11 protein-coding genes are annotated in these 16,798 nt (G+C 65.1%); 1 reads left to right on the top strand and 10 read right to left on the bottom strand.

Going from position 1 to position 16,798, the window contains the following annotated elements; all coding sequences use genetic code 11:
* Window positions 1-8: 8 nt before the first annotated feature.
* The 5 genes from ACFOEV_RS20520 to recC form a co-directional block, all read right to left on the bottom strand.
* A complete protein-coding gene (locus tag ACFOEV_RS20520; protein ID WP_386776754.1) occupies window positions 9-1,238 on the bottom strand; it encodes a DNA cytosine methyltransferase in 1,230 nt (409 codons plus the stop codon).
* Complete coding sequence (locus ACFOEV_RS20525) at window positions 1,198-1,749, bottom strand: very short patch repair endonuclease (RefSeq protein ID WP_386776755.1); 552 nt, start codon at window positions 1,747-1,749, stop codon at window positions 1,198-1,200. Before ACFOEV_RS20525 ends, ACFOEV_RS20520 begins: the two co-directional genes overlap by 41 nt.
* Before the next feature lie 386 nt (window positions 1,750-2,135).
* The gene (recD, locus tag ACFOEV_RS20530; protein ID WP_386776756.1) at window positions 2,136-4,478 is read right to left on the bottom strand and encodes an exodeoxyribonuclease V subunit alpha; all 2,343 of its coding nucleotides are present in this window, start codon (window positions 4,476-4,478) and stop codon (window positions 2,136-2,138) included.
* Window positions 4,475-8,266, bottom strand: a complete 3,792-nt coding sequence (recB, locus tag ACFOEV_RS20535; protein WP_386776757.1) for an exodeoxyribonuclease V subunit beta — start codon at window positions 8,264-8,266, stop codon at window positions 4,475-4,477. Before recB ends, recD begins: the two co-directional genes overlap by 4 nt.
* Window positions 8,263-11,868: an exodeoxyribonuclease V subunit gamma gene (recC, locus tag ACFOEV_RS20540; RefSeq protein WP_386776758.1), complete on the bottom strand. Its 3,606-nt coding sequence runs from the start codon at window positions 11,866-11,868 to the stop codon at window positions 8,263-8,265. The genes recB and recC overlap by 4 nt, the downstream gene beginning before the upstream one ends.
* 147 nt (window positions 11,869-12,015) lie before the next feature.
* On the opposite strand from recC, the gene ACFOEV_RS20545 reads away from it, so the two are divergent.
* Entirely contained in the window at window positions 12,016-12,504 is a 489-nt protein-coding gene (locus ACFOEV_RS20545; RefSeq protein ID WP_386776759.1) for a metallophosphoesterase family protein, read from the top strand.
* A 9-nt stretch (window positions 12,505-12,513) separates the two neighbouring features.
* On the opposite strand, the gene ACFOEV_RS20550 is transcribed toward ACFOEV_RS20545, so the two are convergent.
* The 5 genes from ACFOEV_RS20550 to ACFOEV_RS20570 form a co-directional block, all read right to left on the bottom strand.
* Window positions 12,514-12,879 (bottom strand): hypothetical protein, encoded by a 366-nt coding sequence (locus ACFOEV_RS20550; protein ID WP_386776760.1) that lies wholly within the window; start codon window positions 12,877-12,879, stop codon window positions 12,514-12,516.
* A 153-nt stretch (window positions 12,880-13,032) separates the two neighbouring features.
* Window positions 13,033-13,710: a hypothetical protein gene (locus ACFOEV_RS20555; RefSeq protein WP_386776761.1), complete on the bottom strand. Its 678-nt coding sequence runs from the start codon at window positions 13,708-13,710 to the stop codon at window positions 13,033-13,035.
* A 180-nt stretch (window positions 13,711-13,890) separates the two neighbouring features.
* Window positions 13,891-15,138, bottom strand: coding sequence for a kynureninase (kynU, locus tag ACFOEV_RS20560; RefSeq protein WP_386776762.1), 1,248 nt, complete (start codon window positions 15,136-15,138; stop codon window positions 13,891-13,893).
* Between the two features lie 171 nt (window positions 15,139-15,309).
* Window positions 15,310-16,164 (bottom strand): tryptophan 2,3-dioxygenase, encoded by an 855-nt coding sequence (gene kynA / locus ACFOEV_RS20565; RefSeq protein WP_386776763.1) that lies wholly within the window; start codon window positions 16,162-16,164, stop codon window positions 15,310-15,312.
* A gap of 108 nt (window positions 16,165-16,272) precedes the next feature.
* A complete protein-coding gene (locus ACFOEV_RS20570; RefSeq protein WP_386776764.1) occupies window positions 16,273-16,794 on the bottom strand; it encodes a methylated-DNA--[protein]-cysteine S-methyltransferase in 522 nt (173 codons plus the stop codon).
* Window positions 16,795-16,798: the final 4 nt, after the last annotated feature.

Below are 16,798 nucleotides of genomic sequence, written 5' to 3' on the forward strand. Positions count from 1 at the left end.
GTTGTTGCTCAACCGGCGGCCAAACCAGTGGGTTTCGCCCGAACCTGTTGCTCCAGGGCCTGCGCCACCGACCACGCCACCACCTCGCCTAGTAACACTGGTACCGCGTTTCCGAGCTGGCGCATCGTTTGGGACCATGCGCTGCGGAATTCGAATTCGTCGGGAAAGGTCTGTAGGCGTGCCGCCTCGCGCACGGTGAAGTAGCGCACGCTGCCGTCCCCTTTGACCATCATGTTCTCGCCGCCAGGTACCCCGTGGCGGCCGGCCTTGAGGGTCTTCGCCGGCTCGTCCAGGACGCTGCCCGTATGTCCCACATAAACCCGGGCACCCGGCGTGAACACGTGGTTCGGAATGCCGTTGTCAGGGTGAAATTCAGGGTCGGGGAGATCCTCGACGGCGTCCCTGACCGTTCGCCACGACTCTTCGGCGTCGAGAGGCAACTCGCTCGCCAGCCTCTCGATGCGGCGACGCACCCGGAGGGGAATCTCCGGGCGGTCCCGGCGGGCCACCCGGTGCCGCTCCCAATAATCTCCGGAGACCCATTTGGAGTGAAGCAACGCTTCCTCCGAGTGGGTTCCAAGGGGGCACGACCATTTGGCTCCCACGTCCGAGCGGAATCCCACTATAAACATGCGCTCGCGCCGCTGTGGAACCCCGTAGTCGGCTGCGTTCAGCACCTCTACATGGGTATTGTACGTCGAGGCTTCACCATTTTGGGAATGGTGCCGTTGGAGGCGCGCACGATGCTGAAGCCAGTCCTCGTGCTCCCGACGGACCAGCTCGGGATGTTGCAACTGAAGCTCAATATAGGTGCGGTAAAGGTTGAAGCTCTCCCGGTTCAGTCCCTTCACGTTTTCGAAGATGAAGGCCTTGGGACGCAACTCCCGGACCGCCCTCACCGCCTCGGGGAACATGTCACGCTCATCGAGGTGGCCTCGGTGTTTGCCGCCCAGCGAGAAGGGTTGGCACGGCGGGCCGCCGGAGATGACATCGACTTCGACTTTCACCTGTGAGTAATCGAAGAAACGGGCGTCCATCTCGTAAAGAGGCCAGCCCTCCACAGCGTGAGCGTGGTGCCGTTGATTTTCGCGGAAGGTTTCACACGCAAAATGATCTAGTTCAACGACAGCCGCATGTCTGAAACCTGCGTTGGACATGCCGATTGCCAGCCCCCCGGCTCCTGCGAATAGCTCCACGCTATGCATCAAGAAAGCTCCGTATTTTTCTTCGTAGATCATCTTCGTCTTTAAGTTGGCATTCCCAAATCACTAGGGATCGCCACCCTAGGCGCCTGAGTTCAATCCTATTCATTACATCGCGTCGCCGATTCCCCTCAAGCTTCGTGCGCCAGAACTCAGTTCTGCTTTTGGGAATTCTCGCGTGCGAGCACCCAGGATGCCGATGCCAGAAGCACCCGTGCACGAAAATTACCCTTCGGCGGGAGCGAAAGACCAAGTCAGGGCGTCCCGGAAGATCCCGCGCATGCAACCTGTACCGGTAGCCCATCCCATGAATAAGACGCCGGACGTGCATCTCGGGCTTCGTGTCCTTCGCACGTACCCGAGCCATTATCTGTGAGCGACGCGAACGAGATACCGTATCCATGGCAGCAATGGCAATAAAGAAAACCGTCCCCACCGGAGGCACGAATCCAAGAAACAAAGCGTTACAGTGGGCGGTCCTCAACCAGATAACAACCCAGCATTGGGTTCGTGCTCCTACAGCAGCTGCCAGACCGCTAATAGGCATCTGCCCAGCGAAGCATTCTCATCTTATCTGCTGTGAAGTGTGCCTGTTACCCGGCCTGGATCGCAAGCAGTGTCAGAAAGCGTAGGGTACTGCTTTCGTCGCCGTGGCTCCCGTACGTTCGGCCGCTTTTCGCATTACCCAAGGTACGGAGTCTGAAGGCGTATAGTGCACGCCGGACAAGGCGCGGATGTTCTGCTCGGAGTGGAAGCCCGCTGTACAACGCCCGCGACGAGCTTTCCGAGGTACAGCGGCTGTGGCGAGGGCTCCTTGGATACGCCGGTGTCGCCAAGCAGGCGCTATCACGCATGGGGGTCATCCAAGGTGGTGTGGTTGGTACTCGCCGATGACCTGCCCAAGCATCCCGAGGCTGCACGCTGATCGGATTGTTACTCCAACCTCCCCAACCCACTCACCCTTACCACCTCCCTCGTCACCGCCTCATCCAGCATCCCGCGTCCACTCTCCACCAACGTAAACCAGTGTCGAGCACGGGTAATCCCGGTGTAGACCAGTTCCCGTGTGAGGATGGGGTTGGGTGCATCGGGGAGCAGCAGGGCGGTGTGGATGAATTCCGAGCCTTGGGATTTGTGCACGGTCATGGCGAATACGGTTTCCACCGCTTGCAGGCGGCTGGGCAGTACCCACTTGATGGGCTTTTCGGCATTGGCTGTGGGGAAGGCGACGCGTAGCACGCTCCTGTTTGGGTCTTGTGGATGCGGCTGGGCGAGAGTGATGCCGATATCGCCGTTCATCAGGCCAAGGCCGTAGTCATTGCGGGTCACCAGTACCGGGCGGCCGAGGTACCAACTGCGTTCGAGTTCGTGATCGCTTGCAGTTATCAGGCCCTGGCGGCGCAGCGCCTTGGCGATGCGCAGATTCAGGCCTTCCACTCCCCATGGGCCGCGACGTAGCGCGCACAGCAGTTGGAAACAGTTGTGGGCGTCGAGTACGGTCATGGCCCACCGGTCGTATTCTTCACGATGCTGTTCCAGGTCGCTGCCGGCTGTCGGGCGTTGTTGTTTCAGTACCTCCAGGTAGTGGCGGTAGCCGGTGGGCGGGGCGAGTTCATTGCCACGGTGCTGTCGGCCCTTGCCCTGGTTGAGAAAGCCCGCCGGGTTGCCTTCCACCACTAGCCGATCGAGGGCCGGATCGTCGGCGTCCGCCAGGTTGAGGTGGGCGATATCGGCGTAGCTGTGCGCGAACACTTTTCGTACGGCGCGCTTCTTCTCCTTGGGGGAGTGCTCGCGGGCCAGCGGCCGGTTCACCGCCTGGGCGAGCTGACCGATGCCGCTGCTGGCATCGAAGCGGTGGCTGACGCGCAGCATGGCGATAGCTTGATCGAGCGGCTGGCCGTCTGCGTCCTGGTAGTCGGTGGGAATCGGCGTTCTGGTGGCCTGTTCCAGCCATTGGCAGGTCGCCGGGGTGTAGTGGGCGCCTTCGGCGCGCTGGCACAGGTCGCCGAGCACGGCGCCGGCTTCCACCGAGGCAAGCTGGTCCTTGTCGCCGAGCAGGATGAGCCGCGCCTTGGGGGGTAGGGCGCTGAGTACGGCGGCCATCATCTCGATATCGACCATCGAGGCTTCGTCGATCACCAGCACGTCGAGCGGCAGCGGGTTGCCGGCATGGTGGCGGAAGTGGCGGGTGTCGGGGCGCGAGCCGAGCAGCCTGTGTAGCGTGGTGACCTCGGTAGGAATTTCCTGCTTCAGTGCCTCGGGGGATTCGCTCAGCCCTTCGAGCTTCAACCCGCCAACCTGCCCGGCAATCGATTCGTTAAGGCGTGCGGCGGCCTTGCCGGTGGGGGCGGCGAGGCGGATGCGCAGGGATCGGTTGCCTTCTCGGCCGAGTTGCAGGGACTGCAGCAGGGCAAGCAGTTTGACCACGGTGGTGGTCTTGCCGGTGCCGGGGCCGCCGGTGATTACCGCGAAATGTGAGTGGGCGGCGAGGGCGCAGGCGATTTTTTGCCAGTCGGGTTCGGGGCCGGTGGGCGTGGGGAACAGGGCGTCGAGGGCGGCGGAGAGGGTGGTGGTGTCGATGGCCTCATCCGGGCGCCTGTCGGCGCCATCGCGGCTAAAGCCACTCCTACGGGGGATGGTGGTTTCTTTGGGGGCGTTGCCGGAGGGTGGTGCGGTGGTGTCATCGGGGCGCCTGTCGGCGCCATCGCGACCACGGTCGCTCCTACAAGTGACGTCCGTGGCATCCGTGAGTCTGGCGGCGATCTGTTCTCGGATGTCTTGTTCGTATTGCCAGTAGCGGCGTAGGTAGAGGCGCACATTGCTGTCGCTCTCTGTTTTCACCAGCGGGGTGTTGCCGGGGCCGTTGGTGACCAGTTCGGGGTGGTCGAGGGCGGCTTGCCAGGTGGCGAGATCGAGCCCGTCGAGTATCTGGCTGGGCAGCGGCGGTGGGTCGCTGAGGTCGTCGCCTTCCGGGGGCAGCGAGAGGGCCAGGTCGGGGGCGGCGAGCGTCTGGGCCAGGTCGAGGCACACATGGCCGCGGCCGAGCTGATGGCTGGCCAGCGCGGCGGCGAGCAGCAACAGCGGCGGGGCGTCGCTCACTTCGCGGTGCAGGAATGCCGCCAGGGCGCGATCCAGCGCCCGCAGCCAGCCGCGTTCCACCCAGCGGTCGAGCAGGGCGAACAGGGCGTCGATGTCGTGCAGTGCCGCGTGGTCGGTGGGCTGTGGCTCGTTCGGGTCGTCGAGGCCGTCGAACAGGTCCAGCGTGCCGTCGCTCATGCCGGGGCCTCCGTATCGGTGGTGGCAGCGTTGGCTGCCTGGGTGTCGCCCCGGAACAGCGCATCCAGGGCCTCGATCAGTTCGCGTGGTGGGCGTTCGGCATGCACGCCGCGGCTCTCGGCATTGGTGCCACGCAGGAACACGGTCAGCGAACCGCCAATGTGGCGGTCGTAGTCATAACCCGGCAGGCGCGCCTTGAGCAGTCGGTGCAGCGCCAGCAGGTAGAGCGCGTATTGCAGGTCGTAGCGCTTCTCGGCCACGGCCTGTCGCATGGCTTCACCGTTGTAGGCGCTGTCGTCCGGTCCCAGGTGGTTGGATTTCCAGTCGGCGACGTAATAGCGCCCCTCGTGTTCGAACACCAGGTCGATGAAGCCCTTGAGCATGCCGTTGAGCGTTTCGGCGTCGAGTGCGGGGCGTGGGGTGTTGGGGAGTGTGTAAGCACTTACGAGGGCGTCCAGCCGACGGGTGCTGACGCCACTGGCGGCGAACCAGAATTCCATCTCGACCTGGTAGCTGGCGAGTTCGTCGAGGCGCAAAGTCGTCGATGCCTTGCCCTGGGGGGGCAGGGGTAGCGGGGTGATCAACAGCGTGCCGAACCATTCGTGCAGGGTAGGCTGCCACGGCGTCCAGCCGCGCACCTGGCAGCGCCGGGACAGGGTGTCTTCGCGTAGGGCGGGGTCAGCCGCCACGCGGCCAAAGCCGTGCTCGCCGGCCCATTCGAGAATGCCGTGTAAGAACGTGCCGGGGCCGGGCCCACGTGGAAACCGATGTAGCGTGGGAAGTGGTTCGCTGATGCCGCTATCGCGTGGCTCCTCGATCACTTCCAAGGCGGTGGCTTCGAGTGCGGTGGCCGGTTCGGGCAGGTGGGCCGCGTCGGCCGGGCTGCTCTCAGGCGCAGTGTGTGCCATGGTCGGGGCACTGTGAAAAGCGGCGCTGTGAAGTGTGTCAGCACTTACTGGGGCGGTCAGCGTTTCGCCCGACAGGCGCAGTGCCGAGTAGCTGGCGATCCACCAGTGCTCGCGCGCGGGCCGGGTGGGCGTACGTGCCTCACCGAGGCCTGCGTCGTTTTCGGTCAGGTCGACGATCCGAGCGTGGGCCTGTGGTGCCGGGGCGATCTCGATGGTTCGGCAGTCGCCTTTCAATCGCTCGAGCGCTGCGCTGAAGCCGGCCGGGCCTAGGGCGTCGCCATTGGCGAGCAGTTGGCCGATGGCGCTGCCTTCTCCGCCCTTGAGCGGCGCCATCCCGAGCCAGGTGGCGTGGCGGGCGCGGGTCAGGGCGACGTAGAGCTTGCGCAGGTCTTCGCCCAGGCGTTCACGGTCGACGATGGCCAGCGTTTCGTCGTCGGCCTCCAGGCTGATGCGCAGTTGGCCTTCGGTGTCGTGCCAGCGCAGCGGCGAATCGTCCGCCTTGGTGGGGCGGTGGCTGCAGATGAACGGCAGGAACACCAGGGGGTATTCCAAGCCCTTGGACTTGTGGATGGTGATCACCTGCACCAGGTCGGCGTCGCTCTCCAGGCGCAGCTTGTGGGTATCGCCCTGGCCCTCGGGGTGGGCGATGGACTCGGCCAGGAAGCGGATCAGCGCGTGCTCGCCGTCGAGCTCCTGGCTGGCCTGCTGCAGCAATTCCCCTAGATGGAGAAGATCGGTTAGCCAGCGTTCCCCTTCACTGGCAGGCCCGGCCGCCAGCAGGCGCGTGGCCACGCCGAAGTCGTTGATCAGGCGGCGTACCAGTGGCAGCACACCCTGGTTCTGCCACAGGCGGTGGTAATCACGGAATTGCATCACCCGTGCTTCCCAGGCCAGTTCATCTTCGTTGAGACGGTCGAGGGTGGCGATATCCAGCCCCAGCACCGGGGTGGCCAATGTTGTCCGCAGCAGGCGCTCGTCGTCGGGCTCGGCGCAGGCGCGCAGCCAGGCGTCGAGCTGGGGGGCGACCGGTGAGGCGAACACCTTGTCCTTGTCGGAGAGATAGACGCTTTTCACCCCACGCCGGGCCAGTGCCTGGCGGATTGCCCGCGCTTCGCCCAGGCCGTTGACCAGTACCGCCATATCGGAGGGCTTGAGCGGGGTGAACTCGCTTTCGCCCCGGAAGCCGGCATGGCCGTGCTGGCCCTGTTCCAGCAGCTCGACCATGGTGGAGGCGCAACGCTCGGCCATCTCGCCGTGGTAGGCGGTCTTGGAAAGTGGTTCGTTGGCGTCGAGTTGCCATAGGGTCATGGCCGCTAGCGGCTGGCCATTGGCGATGAGTGAATCCTGGCGTCCCTTGGCACTCACGCCGACGAAGGGAACGGGATTGGCACCATCCGCCGCCTTGAACAGGAAGGCCCCGGGCGGGTGTGCCTCGGCGACATCGAAGCAGCGGTTGACGGCTTCGACCATGGCCTGGCTGGAGCGGTAGTTGGTGCCCAGGGTGACGTGGCGGCCGTCGGTGTCGCGTCGCGCGCGCAGGTAGGTGTAGATGTCGGCGCCGCGGAAGGCGTAGATCGCCTGCTTGGGATCGCCGATCAGGAACACGCCACATTCGCGACGGTTCTCGCGGATGCGGTAGACACAGTCGAAGATACGATACTGCACCGGGTCGGTGTCCTGGAACTCGTCGACCAGGGCGACCGGGAACTGGCGGCGGATCTGCGCGCCCAGCGCCTCGCCGTTGGGGCCGGCCAAGGCGCGGTCGAGGTGGGTCAGCAGTTCGTTGGGGCCCATTTCGGCGCGGCGTTCCTGCTCGCGGTCGAGACGCGCCCGGCACCAGTGCACGGCGTGGGTGAGCAGGTCGGCATATGGGGCGGGCAGGGCGCGGAGTTCATCCGGAAGCGCTTCCAGCGCGGCCAGCGACGGGTGATCCGGGGGAGCGCCCTTGAGCCAGATCTCGGCCATGCCCTGGGGGGTCAGGCGTTTCCAGGCGGCGTCGGTCAGGCCGGGCCACACGGCATCACCCTGGCACCACTCGCGTAGCGCGCCGAGCCAGTTGGTGCGGCTGCGGGCATTGAAGCTCTGGCCCTTGAAGGCTTTTTGCTTGGCGGCGTCCTCGAATAGCGCTTCGCACTCGTCGATCCACGCGAGCCAGGGCGCCTTGAGTTGGGCCAGGCGTTCGACGGTCTCGCGCTGGGTGCGCGCCACGGTCTCGGCGGGGGGCGGGGCGTTCTTGTCGAGCGCCTCGCATTCGGGCATCAAGCCGCGCACGGCGGCATGCAGGGCGTCGGGCGATGCCCAGTGGTGCACGACGGTGGCCAGTTCCACGGCGCTCAGGGGGTAGTAGAAGCTGCGCCAGTAGTCGCGCACCACCTCGAGTTCGAGCTCGGTCTGGTCGGTCTCCAGGTCGAGCGAGAATAGGCTGCCGCTGTCGAAGGCGTGCTCGCGCAGCATGCGGTAGCACCAGCTGTGGATGGTCGAGACGGCCGCCTCGTCCATCCATTCGGCGGCCAGTTGCAGGCGTCGTGCGCAGGCGGGCCAGGTGGCGTCGTCGTAATTGTCGCGCAGTTGCAGGAGCAGTGCATCACCTTCCGCGCCTTCTCTCGGCTGAAGGAAGACGTCGGCGGCCTCGACCAGCCGTGAGCGGATGCGCTCGCGCAGCTCCTGGGTGGCGGCGTTGGTGAAGGTCACCACCAGGATCTCCGGCGGGGTCAGCGGACGGGCGAAGGCCGCTTCGTCGCCTTCGTGCCGTGCGCCGAGCACCAGGCGCACATAGAGCAGGGCGATGGTGAAGGTCTTGCCCGTTCCCGCGCTGGCTTCGATCAGGCGACTGCCATGCAGGGGAAAAGTGAGCGGATTGAGTTGCGTGACATCGCTCATTTCTTCTTCCCTCTTCCCTCTTGACCCTTCTCTTTGTCCCCCTTGACGGCCCGATGCACGGGGGAGAGCAGGCGCTCGGTCAATTCGGCGAAGCCGAGGGCGTCGCGGCGGGCCTCGAACAGCGCGGCGAAGCTCGGCCAGCGGTGGGCGAGGTATGGGTTGCGACCCACCTCGCCGGCGTTGAAATCGTCGCCCTCGAAGGCTCTGGCGGCGGCGCGCCAGGCGTCGCTATCGCGCTCGGTGTCAGGGGTTCCCAGCTTGCTCAACCACACGAAGGCGGCGCCGATGGCGAGCGGCAATGGCTCGCGCATGCCGGCTTGCCAGGTGGCGATGAGTTCGCTCAGGTGCTGGCGGGCGACTTCCGGGTCGAGCGGCGGCAATGTCACGTGGCCGGCCTTGGAGAGCAGTCGCGTGGTCATGGGTTCGCCGCAAAGGTGTCCGGCCAGGTGCGCGACCCAGGGGCGCAGGATGTGGTGCCAGTGGTACTGGTTCTTCTTGATCAGGCTGCTGCTGGTCAACACCAGGCGGCAGCGCTCGCCCGCTGCGTTCTCGCGCAGTTCGTCCAGCCAGTCTTCCAGTGGCGGCGCGCCGGGCACGCTGAGCAGTACCGGCTCGGGATCGTCAATGCGGTGCGGCCACTCTTCAAGCGCCTCTTCGTAGGCCTCGAACAGTGGCGCCATCGGCTCGACGAGCTGCTCGCGCATGCGTTCGCTGAACGCGCCCATCGCCAATACGCCTTGCCCCTGCAGTCGATCGAGCGCTTCGAGCATGGCCGGTTCGCGCGGTCGGTCCTCGTCGAGGGCGCGGCGCTGCACCTGGATCAGCAGGTCCTGCAGTTGCCAGTTGGCGAGGCCGTCGAGGGCGAAGGGTTCATGGTCGAGGCTGACGATGTCCTCGCGCTCGAGGAAGACCTTGAGCCGGGTAGTGAAAAAGGCCTTGGCGGGGTCGCGCAGAAAGTTACCCAACTGCGCCAGCGTTAACGGGCTCTCCTGCTTGAATTCATCGAGCTCACCGGCTTCCGCTTCCGGGGCCGCTTCGCTATGCACCTCATGCCACTCGTGGGCATAGGTGATCAGGCGTCGCTCCGCGATGCTGCGCTCGGCCAGCGCCGCTTCGGTGGGAAAGTAGCGGCGGCTGAACGGTTGCAGCGGGTGCGCGGTGGTCAGCGTTTTTAGCAGATCGCTGTCGTCTTGCGTTCGCCAGCCGGCCTGGAGGTGGTCGCGCAGTTGGCCGACCAGCACCGAGGGCGGCTTTTCGCTGTTGTCGACGATGCTGCGGCCCACCCAGCTGACGTAGAGCTGCTCGCGGGCCGAGAGCAGGGCTTCGAGGAACAGGTAGCGGTCGTCCTCGCGCCGCGAGCGGTCGCCGGGACGGTAGTCGCCGTTCATCAGGTCGAAGTCCATCGGTGGGTGGCTGCGCGGGTAGTCGCCGTCGTTCATGCCCAGCAGGCAGACGCGCTTGAAGGGAATCGCGCGCATCGGCATCAGGGTGGCGAAGTTGACCGCACCGGCCATGAAGCGCTGCGACAGGCTGGGTTCGTCGATCTGCGACAGCCAGTGCTCGCGCACCACCGATAGCGGCAGCTCGCGGGTCAGCCCGGCTTCCTCGGCGCTTTCCTGCCACTCCTGCAGTGTCTGCTCGAGCTGGGCCAGCATCAGGCTGTCCTCGGCGGCGTCGGCCTGGAAGCTCGCCTCCAGTAGCGCTCGCAGGCGTTGCACCCAGCCGTTCACGTCGGTGGGCTCGCGCAGGGTGCGCCACTGTCGTTCCAGGGTCTCGAGCAGGGTGGCGAGCGGTCCGGCGAGCTGCGCTTCCAGCCCGCCGATGTCGTCGAATGGCTCGATGCCCTGCCATGGGCCACTGGCGGCCTCGCCCACGGTATAGCCGAGCAGCAGCCGGCGCAGGCCGAAGGCCCAGGTGTTCTGCTCCAGGCCGTCGGGCAGGTCGAGGCTGCCGCGCTGGGTGGCGTTGAGCCCCCAGCGGATGCCGGCGCCCTCGATCCAGCGGCGCAGGGTCGGCAGGTCGGCCTCGTCGATGCCGAAGCGCGCGCGTAGGGCGGGCACGTCGATCAGGTCGAGCAGGTCGCTGACGGAGAGGCGCAACTCCGGCAGCCGCAGCAGTTTTTCCAGTGCGATCAGCAGCGGCAGACGGTGACGGTTGCCCTGATCGGAAAGCGTGAAGGGGATGAAGCGTGGGTCGTCGGAGGCGAGTTGACCGAACACCGCCTGGATGTGCGGCGCGTAGTGATCGATGTCCGGCACCATCACGATCACGTCGCGGGGCTTGAGGTCCGGGTCGGCGCTGAAGGCGGCCAGCAACTGGTCGTGCAAGATCTCCACCTCGCGCTGCGGGCTGTGCGCTACATGGAAGACGATCGAGTCGTCGCGGTGGGTATCCACCGCCGGCCACTGTTCGCGGGTTTCGTGCACCGGGCGCAGTTCGCGGATGTCGTCCTGTAGCTGGTTCAGCAGGCAGTGCTCGCCATGGCTTTCGAACAGGTCGATGCGCAGCGAATCGGCGGCGAACAGTCCCTGGTACTGGCGAGCGTCGTCGTGCTCGTCGAGCAGGCGCAGGTAGTCGCGGCCCTGCTTGCCCCAGGCGGCGAGCAGCGGCTGGGCGTGCAGGTGAAGGCTCTCCTCGCCGTCGCCATCGCCGAGCACGTCGAGCCGGGCCGGCATGCCGTCCTTGCGCCGCTGGCGGTGGCGCGCGGCCCGCAGCAGGTCCTTGTGCTCGATGATGTCGGCCCAGTAGTGCTGGCAGGGATTGTGCACGCACAGCACCACCTGGCAGCAGCGGGCGATGGCCGCCAGTGCCTCGAGCGCCTGCTGCGGCAGCGACGAGATGCCGAACACCATCACCCGGCGCGGCAGGCCGGCGGGGCGGTTGTCGCCGTCGAGCTGGCGCGCCGCGTCGAGAAAGCGTCGATGCACCATGGCACGGCTGGAGTCGATGCCGCTGTCGCCGACGTCTTTGGCGACACTCTCACAGACAGCCCGCCACAGGGCCGGCTGCCAGCGCTGGGTGTCGTCCAGCGGGCGCGCCTCGCCACGGGCGGTGATCAGCATATCCTCGCCACGGCCCCAGCAATCGAGCCAGTCGGCACGGTAGACCTGGTACTGGTCGAACAGGTCGGCGAGGCGTTCGGCGAGTTGGTGGTGCTTGCGCAGGTCGCCGTCTTCCTCGAGGAAGCGGCGCAGTGGGGCGAACTCCTCGCGTGGCATGAGTTCCGGCAGTAGGCGCAGCAGGCGCCACACCAAGTGCGACTTGTCGAACGGTGAGGTGACCGGCACGGCATTGGGGTCGTGTTCGACATGGCTGAGCACCGCGCGGTAGGCCTGCCACAAAAAGCGCGCCGGCAGGGTGACGTCCAGCGCGGCGGCGATGCCGCTACCGCCGGCGGCTTCGTCCGCAGCCAGGGCCAGCTTCATCCACTGGCCGATGCCGTTGCTCTGCACCAGGATCGTCTCGTTCTCGAGCGGCGCCAGCGGGTGGCGCTTCATCCATTCCACCGCCACACCGCGCAGGTCCTCCAGGCGATTGCCATGAATGACCATGAAGCCCGGGGGCAGGGCGTCATCCGGGGCGGCAGCGGCGAACGGGGGCATGGCACATCCTTGACGGGGTAAGCAGACTTACATGGTGCCGTAAATCGATGGGGGGATAAACGCAGTTGAGGGCGATTGGTCGGTCCCATCATCAACGGTGCTAGAGTTCTGAGGGCAGACACTGGGCGGGACTGACGGGATGGCGCAATGAGCGTACCGATTTTCGATATCGATACCCCGGTTGGGGTGATTTCCGACACTCACGGCAAGCTACGCGACGAGGCGCTCATGATGCTGGAAGGCTGCGCACTGCTCCTGCACCTGGGTGATGTGGGCGGCAAGGAGGAAGACCAGACGATTCTCGAACGCCTTGCCGAGCTGGCGCCGCTGTACAGCGTGCGTGGCAATATCGATACCCCGCCGTGGGCCGAGCGGCTGCCGATGACCCAGGATCTGATCGTCAACGGCTGGCGGTTGCACCTGGTGCACAATATCGCCGATTTCGCGCCCGACACGCCTTGCGACGCCGTGCTCCACGGCCATTCCCACAAGCCGCGCAACGACTGGCAAGACGGACGCCTGTTGTTCAACCCCGGCAGTGCCGGCAAGCGCCGCTTCAAGCTGCCGATCACGCTCGGCAAGCTATGGGCCGAGGAGCGGGGCTTGCGCGGCGCGATTCTTCATTTGCCAATCTAAGCTATCGTGTCACTCCACGAGCTCATCCACTTTCTTCGCATATCCCAGCTCATGGACACAATCCGCCGCGGCCAGGCGCACGCCGGTTGCCGGTTCGGCCGTTGCCTCTTCCAGCGACGCGTCGATGCAGGTGGCCAGTGAACTGGCTTCTGGTTCCATCTCGGCTGCCGGTTTATCGAGGGAGAGGTAGTCGTCATCGTCCAAGCGCTGCAACCAGAGGCCTGCCGTCGCCACCTTCACTTCCAGTGACGACGCCTCCCAACGCGCCTGATCCACATCGTCGTCCAGCGCCACCTGCATCCATTCGGGACGTCCATCACTGCAACCCGCTATCGACAGGGCCAGCAGCACTCCCACAAATCCTTTGTTACGCATAACGGCTCCCTTGGTTTCGAGGCCAATGGTACCGCAAAAGGAAGAGGGGGCGCCCCATCGAGAAGCGGGGTGCCGAGTTGATTTGCCGATCTCATGGACGAATGATCCGGCGCGCTGTCGTCGCGCCGGTGTCCCGGCCCTGGGCGAATCCTGCTATTGCGCTCCGGCAGCCTCGCCCATTTGCTGTTTCATCATGTCCTCCATGGTCATGGCGTTTTCCGGCAACTCGAACGCGTCGGCGGCGGGAGAGGCATCGGCGATCTCGACGACCCTGAACTTGTCGCCGAACTTGAGCATGCCCAGTTCCCGCTCGAGCAGGGCGGCGCCGATGGGGTCGGGTTCGTCCATCACGATCTCGACGTAGTTCTGGAAGGCCTGCAGCATCTCCCGCCCGAGCGGGTCGTCGCTGAGTACCATCTCGTCATCATGGGTTGTGCCGCCGTGGTCGGTCCACTGGATCCGGTAGACCTCGCCCTCGATCCCGGCGACGGTTTCCTTCTCCCCGGTGCCTTCCAGGCTATCGACGGATTTCGCCTGGTTGGCATTGGCCGGATTGGCCTCGCCGCCCATGGAATCGGTCATCCCTTTCAACATCGCCATGTCGATGATGATGCTCTGGCCGCCCTGCTCGGTCACCATGTAGCCCTTGCCGTCGCGCATCAGCATGTAGCCTTGCTGCTGCTCGGGAAAGTCCATGCGCATGCTGTCATCGGCCCAGTGAATGACCATCTGCATGGCGTTCTGCGTGTCGGTGGTCGCGATGGTGGCCTTGCCATCGGCGAAAGCGGGCAAGGCAGCGGCGAACATCATCCCTGCGACGAGATATTTCATTGTGTGACTCCTGGTTGGCATCTGTGGCGAGCGCGTTCCGGCACGGGTTCAAGGAAGCGAAACACACCGTTACAGTGCCTACACTAGCGAAGCCTATCGTATCGGCCAAGGTGTAAGTTGAAAAACCGCCTTTGTGCCGAGGCACTCGGTGTGTCATCGAGAGACGACCGCCGCCGGGGCTCAGGTCACGGCAGTGACTTTCTTGAAGCGCGGCTGGTCCCACTCGCCCTGGGCCATGATGTCGGCCAAGGCCTGGACCATGTCCCAGATATCCACATAGCGGGTGTAGAGCGGCGCGAAGCCGAAGCGCAGGATGTTCGGTGCCCGGAAGTCGCCGATGATGTTGCGGGCAATCAAGGCCTGGACGATGGCAAAGCCCTGCTCATGGGTGAGCGAGACCTGGCTGCCGCGTTTGGTGGCGTCCCTGGGGGAGGCCAGTGCGAAGCCCTGGCCGGCACAGTGTCGTTCGACCAGCGAGATGAACAGTTCGCCCAGACGCTGGGACTTGGCACGGACCAGCGCCATGTCGGCCGACGCCATGAGCTCCACTCCCACTTCCAGCACGCCGGTGGCGAGCACGCCGGTGGTACCGCACAAGCCCCGCTTGATAGAGGGTGCGGGCTGGTACTCGTCGCGCATGGCGAAGGGCTCGGCATGACCGAACCAGCCGCTCAGGGGCTGGTGGAATTCGGCCTGGTGGCGCTGGGCGACGAACAGGTAGCCGGGCGCGCCCGGGCCGCCATTGAGGTACTTGTAGCCACAGCCCACGGCGAAGTCGGCCTCGACCCCGTTCAGGTCTACCGGTAGCGCGCCGGCACTGTGGCTGAGATCCCACAACATGAGCGCGCCCACTTCGTGGGCCCTGGCGGTGATGGCCGCCATGTCGAACAATTCCCCTGACTTGTAGTGCACGTGGGTCAGCACCACCAGGGCGGTGTCGTCGTCGATCAGCGTTTCCAGCCGCTCGCGGGGCGCCGTTTCCAGTTGGATCTCGCCTGGCAGGAAGGCTTCCAGTCCCTGCAGGATATACAGATCGGTGGGGAAGTTGCCCGGCTCGGAGACGATCTTGCGACGCCCGGGGCGCATGCGCACCGCCGCCGCCGCCAGCTTGAACAGGTTGACCGAGGTCGAGTCGGCCACCACCACTTCCCCCGGTGCGGCACCGATAAGGCTCGCGATCTTGTCGCCGACCCGCTCGGGCAGCGAAATCCAGTCGTGGGTGTTCCAGCTGCGGATCAGGCCTTGGCCCCATTCGCGCTCCATCAGCTCGGCCGCTCTGGCCTTGGCGGCCTTGGGCAGGGCCCCGAGGGAGTTGCCGTCGAGGTAAATCAGGCCCTCTTCGAGCTCGAATTGGTCACGGTAGTGGGCCAGGGGATCTTCCCGATCCATGCGGGCCAATGCTTCACGGCTGAGTGGGGTGTCGCTCATAGGAGGCTCCTTAGGAAGCGCTGAATAAATCGACGAGCATGCTCAAGCGCAAGGCGCCCGGAGCGCAGCAACCGGAGCCTATGGGGTATAGGTGAGGCTTCGACCGGGCTGGCGCACCAGCACCGCGTAACGCAGCGATTGAGTAGCGCAGACATTTATTCAGTGTTTCCCTTACATGGCCGTTCTCACTGACCAAAGCTCGGGGAAAAACTGCAGATCCAGTGCCTTGGCGAGATAGGAGACGCCAGCGGTGCCGCCGGTGCCCCGCTTGTAGCCGATGATGCGCTCCACGGTCTTCATATGGCTGTAGCGCCATTTCTGGAAGTTGTATTCCGTGTCGACCAGCTTTTCCGCCAGTTCGTACAGGTCCCAGTGCTCGTCCGTGTGGCGATAGATCTCGGCCCAGGCCCGCTCGACCTCGGCGCAGGGCTGGTAGGGCTGGGACCAGTCGCGTTTCACACAGCTATCGGGAATGTCGAACCCGCGCTCCTTGAGCAGTTGCAGGCTGATGTCGTAGAGGCTGGGTTCGTGCAGTACCTGGGTCAGGCGCTCGTAGTGCTGGCGGTGGTTGCGGTGGACCTCGACCATCCTGGGGTTCTTGTTGCCGAGCAGGAATTCCAGCTCCCGATACTGATAGGACTGGAATCCCGAGCTTTGGCCCAGGCTGTCGCGGAAGCAGGCGTAATCGGCCGGGGTCATGGTGACCAGCACTTCCCAGACATGGATCATCTGCTCCTGGATGCGGGCAATGCGTGACAGCATCTTGAAGGCGGGTTTGAGCTTGTTCTCTCGGATATGCTCGGCGGCGGCATGCGCCTCGTGCAGGCACTGCTTGAGCCACAATTCAGACACCTGATGGAGCACGATGAACAGCATCTCATCGTGCTGTCCGGAGTTCGGGTGCTGACACGCCAGTAACCGTTCCAGGTCCAGGTACTGGCCATAGCTCATCTCTTGATCCCAGTGCACGGTGTCGTCCAGCTCCACCGTGTGCCGAGTCGCCTTTTCCGAATCGCGATTGGCCATCTCGTGTCCATCCCATTGATCGGGTTACATCATCATGCGTCATATGCTGAGTATGGTCGCCATCGCGGCAGCGGCCCAACGGCTCGGCCTGGGCCGAACCCATCGCCGTCAGGAACTGAGTGCATAGCCGAGATGGGCCTGCTCGTGGAGCAGCAGCCACCGCTTGCGATCGAGTCCCCCGGCATAGCCGGTGAGCTGGCCGTTTCTGCCGATCACCCGGTGGCAGGGCACCACGATCGCCAGCGGGTTGCGGCCGTTGGCGGCGCCCACGGCGCGCATGGCCTTGAGGCGGCCGATGCGTTCGGCGACCTCCGCGTAGCTGCAGGTCTCGCCGAACGGGATCCTGCGCAGTTGTGCCCACACGCTTTGCTGGAATGGCGTGCCGTGTGGCGCCAGGGGCAAGTCGAAGTCGAGACGCCGGCCCGCGAAGTATTCCGCCAACTGCTCGCGACAGCGCTCAGTGTGCGGGTGTGGCCGGGGTGTCTCGTCCCGGGTTTCGACGAAGGCGACCTCGGTCAGGCCCGCCTCGCTGGCGCGAAGGCGCAGCAGGCCGAGGGGCGTCTCGCCCGGTGGCTGGTAGTAGTCGAGATAGTCGTTGAGACAGTCGTTGAAATCGTCGTTGAGCGTCATGTCA

It is taken from the genome of Litchfieldella rifensis (genome assembly GCF_042646605.1).
GTDB classification, from domain to species: Bacteria; Pseudomonadota; Gammaproteobacteria; order Pseudomonadales; family Halomonadaceae; genus Litchfieldella; species Litchfieldella rifensis.